This window comes from Asaia prunellae JCM 25354 (genome assembly GCF_000613885.1).
GTDB classification, from domain to species: Bacteria; Pseudomonadota; Alphaproteobacteria; order Acetobacterales; family Acetobacteraceae; genus Asaia; species Asaia prunellae.
The window spans coordinates 1-3305 of the sequence record NZ_BAJV01000030.1; the positions used below are offsets into that span (position 1 = coordinate 1).

At 56.3% G+C, this 3305-nt stretch carries 3 protein-coding genes and 1 pseudogene; all 4 read right to left on the reverse strand.

What is annotated here, in order from left to right:
- A partial coding sequence (locus JCM25354_RS21825; RefSeq protein ID WP_035448123.1) for a DUF7666 domain-containing protein occupies positions 1 to 450 on the reverse strand: 450 nt, incomplete at its 3' end.
- 95 nt (positions 451 to 545) lie between these two features.
- A pseudogene (locus tag JCM25354_RS23635) lies at positions 546 to 1534 on the reverse strand (DNA-directed RNA polymerase).
- A 67-nt stretch (positions 1535 to 1601) separates the two neighbouring features.
- The gene (locus JCM25354_RS23640; protein ID WP_148301566.1) at positions 1602 to 2474 is read right to left on the reverse strand and encodes a DNA-directed RNA polymerase; all 873 of its coding nucleotides are present in this window, start codon (positions 2472 to 2474) and stop codon (positions 1602 to 1604) included.
- Positions 2475 to 2536: 62 nt separating this feature from the next.
- Positions 2537 to 3133, reverse strand: a complete 597-nt coding sequence (locus JCM25354_RS23165) for a hypothetical protein (protein WP_025886724.1) — start codon at positions 3131 to 3133, stop codon at positions 2537 to 2539.
- Between the last annotated feature and the right edge of the window lie 172 nt (positions 3134 to 3305).

Here is a 3305-nt window from a genome sequence, read left to right on the forward strand (position 1 = left end):
GGCGGCCTCTGCGGCGTCCGTTGCGGCGGCCTCTGCGGCGTCCGTTGCGGCGACCCTTGCGGCGTCCCTGAGAGCTTCATCGCCTGTCTCCAGGTATGCCCGTACTTCAGCGGGGGCGTCCCAGAGATGGAGAACGCTAATCGCACAGCGCCGCGCAAATTCACGCAGAACCGGCTCAGCATCAATCCGCCACAGTATCCGCCGATTTCGGGCTGCCAGTTTGTCGCCTGAATCCTCCCTAACGTCGCCCCAACACTCTACGCGGCATAGTGTATGGCCTGGTGCATACGAGAGGGCATCAATCAGGCGCTCACTGGCATGTAGCCCTTGGCGGCACGGAATGACCGGTCCTACATGCGTAAGGATTTCTCCGTCAGCAGGGACGGCACGGCCATCACGGAGGGTTTCCCCTACAAAGTGCCAGGCAAGAATTTTGTCATCACAGTTCATAGGGGGTCTCTCCAAATACACGAAACCGCCACCCGAAGGGCAGCGGTTGGCGTTTTTCTTCTAGTGCCTACATAGCTTGGTCGTCAGGCCGACACTCAGGAGAAGAAGAACTCTGCTCCCAGGACTTTCTCCACCTCAAAATCCCCTGGCTCAGGCGGTTCAGGGAGCATTGCATGGGGCGCGTAGGCCGTGAACTCAGCCTGAAGCTTCTCGATCCAGTTCTGGGAGTAAATCTCCACAAACGCCTCTCGGATACACCTGCCAAGCTTTTCAACGTCCGCTGCATGGGTGCCATAACTGTCATGAATAAGTGCAAGGGATGGGGCCTCTGAACTCCCTGCGAACCTCTCGACCGTCAGAAAAAGGTGCGCGGCATCGAACGAATGCACCAGGTTAGGGGCCGATCCAGCAGACTGCTTGCGGAGGTCAAGTGTGCTTTGGGGGTTCTCTTTGTAGACCCAGATCCGCCCTGCAAGGGTGCTAACTGTGACCCGATCAAGGTTTCGGTATGCCTGCACAATCTGGCTTCCAGTAGGGGTTGTCCACCTGAAGGGCAGACCTACTCTACCCATTTCAAACGCTGCGGACTGGAGCCATGCCATGATCTCCTTCGCCTTGCTGACCTTCTGCGTCAGAGCTTTCTGGATCAGATCCCGCATATACGCTGAGAGTTCGCTCCCCTTGCCGTCCAGGGAGGCGGTGAAGCCTTCCTTCATGATCTGCTTCGCAATCCCAGCACTGGTCACACCATAAGGAGTCGTCATCACAGCGCGCTTGACGATCTTACGCCCTCCAGAGCCTGAGAACTCGGAAAACCATGCACTTGCCCGTGCATCTCCTGCTGCCATATCCTCCTGCAAGGCTTCCCGCACAGCTGCTGCGACTTCAAGATAGATATCCTGCCGGTCAGCCAGGGGAAGCAGGTTCGTAGCTGCTGCTCCTATGGGATCACAGCCCATGGCGGAGAGGTGCTGAAGACCATTACAGGTCCCGTCAACAGCCACGGCAGGTGGCTGATGAAAGCCTCTGGGCCGTCTGGATGTGCGAAGGCTTCTGCAAGTTCAAAGCAAGCTGCGAGGAGCATCCACGGGGAATCCCTCTCGTTACGCTCAAGGCGCCTCTCAGGGTCCTTATAGGCCCACCAAAGGCACTCAAACGCTCTCAGCTGAGCCCATAATGCCCTCAAGGTTATCAAGAGACCATTTCACCCGGTCTTCCAGGCTCAACTTGTCCTCCCCCGCACAGTTTGCAATGTGGATCAACAACCACCGAAGACCCGAGGTGCCTAACACCTTTCCCTTGGAGAACCTCAGGAGGGCCTTTGCATAGTCCGAGCCCTGAGGCTGCATTTCCGTCAGCGTCATGGGATAGATGCGCCCCCGGAAATCCCGGTTAAATGGGTAATAAAATTCAACAATATCAAGGAGTTCTGAGGCTGTCGTAAGGGCCTCTGACAGCGCGTAGCGTTTGCCCAGCATCGAGGCCGCCCCCTCATGGAATGCCAGGATATCCCGCTTCACATCCGTCTTTGCAGACGGGGAGAGGGCCTCCCACTCGGCATCTGGCAGGAGACGCGCCTTGCGCCCCTCAGTATGAAACCGCTCAACAAAGGCATTCCAACCTGGGTACTTGCTTTGAAATCCAACTTCCTCGTCTGTCTCAAGGGGAATTGAAGGGAGCTTGATTCCTGTCTGAGCTGCCTCAAGCATGACCTCAAAGACCTTGGGGTTCACCTGCCACGCTGTTGCCTGCACCCGGTTCAGAGCGCGTATGTCCAGTTCACTGACGGTTCCTGCGCCACCCGCTGAATGTGTGTAGACCTCAGCCCTCAAGAGATTGATACGCTGTGTCAGAAACCCGCCTGTCTGGTTATGGCCAGTCTCCTGCACTTGCCACGGGAGCGGGGGAATAAGCATAGGAAGCAGACGGGGCCTGAGGGTTTCAAGCTGTGTATTCTCAATCCCCATGTGCTGCAGGTATTCTGCTGACAGTCTGTAAGTGGCTGATGACTTGCCACGGACCATCTGAGTGTCCCTGTAAATTCTGCCCTCTGAAACATCTACACAGGCATCAGCAAGAAATGCCCCTACGGCCAGCACCGCTTCAGGGGTCCACTGGTAGAAATCCTGTGCGCCGATTTTCTTCTGCCATGTCCGCCACTGACGGGCATTTGCAGCAGGGAACTGACGCTGAAACGCTTGGCAAGGTCTACGAGATTCCGCTTCTCTTCCCGTGCCTCTGCATCAAGAGCCTTAAGACGCTCTTTCTCACCGATCCTGAACTGTTCCAGTGCGATCTGTGCCTGCAGCGCTGAACCTATCTCTTTCGCCAGATTGGCCCGTTTCACACCATCATGAAGGGCAGGCCCGAGTAGACCAGCCACAACAGTGGAGGCGGCGATCGTCGCAATGATAGAGGCTTCCAGAGCAATCAAAGCACTGTCGTAGAGGGGCTTCGGTTTGCGGTCTGTCATGCGAGACCACACGGCCTGCTGCTCTTCACGTATCCGGCCTTCAAGGGGACCGTAGAGGAAACTTACAAGGGCCATTCCTGGTCCCGTAGCGTTACCCCCTCCCTGGGCGCATGTGCGCTCAAAGTTGGTGTGATAGGCCTCTACGCCTCTGCGAAGGCCCTCTTCTTCCCAGGCAATCTGCTGAGCAATCAGGTCATCAGACGGAACCATTTTAACCTCCAACGTGACGTGAGCGTGACAGAACCGCTCACCAGGAAATCCACAAAATCCAAGAGCTTTCGGTGTTCGCTCCGAGGAAATTTGTGCGTTGGTTGGTTATAAAACAGACTTAATGAACTGAAAACCCTCGGTGTTCACTCCGTGTACGATTTTCCCCCGATGC

What these genes read in the sequence shown, in the direction of transcription:
- JCM25354_RS23640 (WP_148301566.1), bottom strand. Translation starts at nt 2,474, where the DNA reads ATGGTCCGTGGCAAGTCATCAGCCACTTACAGACTGTCAGCAGAATAC.
- JCM25354_RS23165 (WP_025886724.1), bottom strand. Translation starts at nt 3,133, where the DNA reads ATGGTTCCGTCTGATGACCTGATTGCTCAGCAGATTGCCTGGGAAGAA.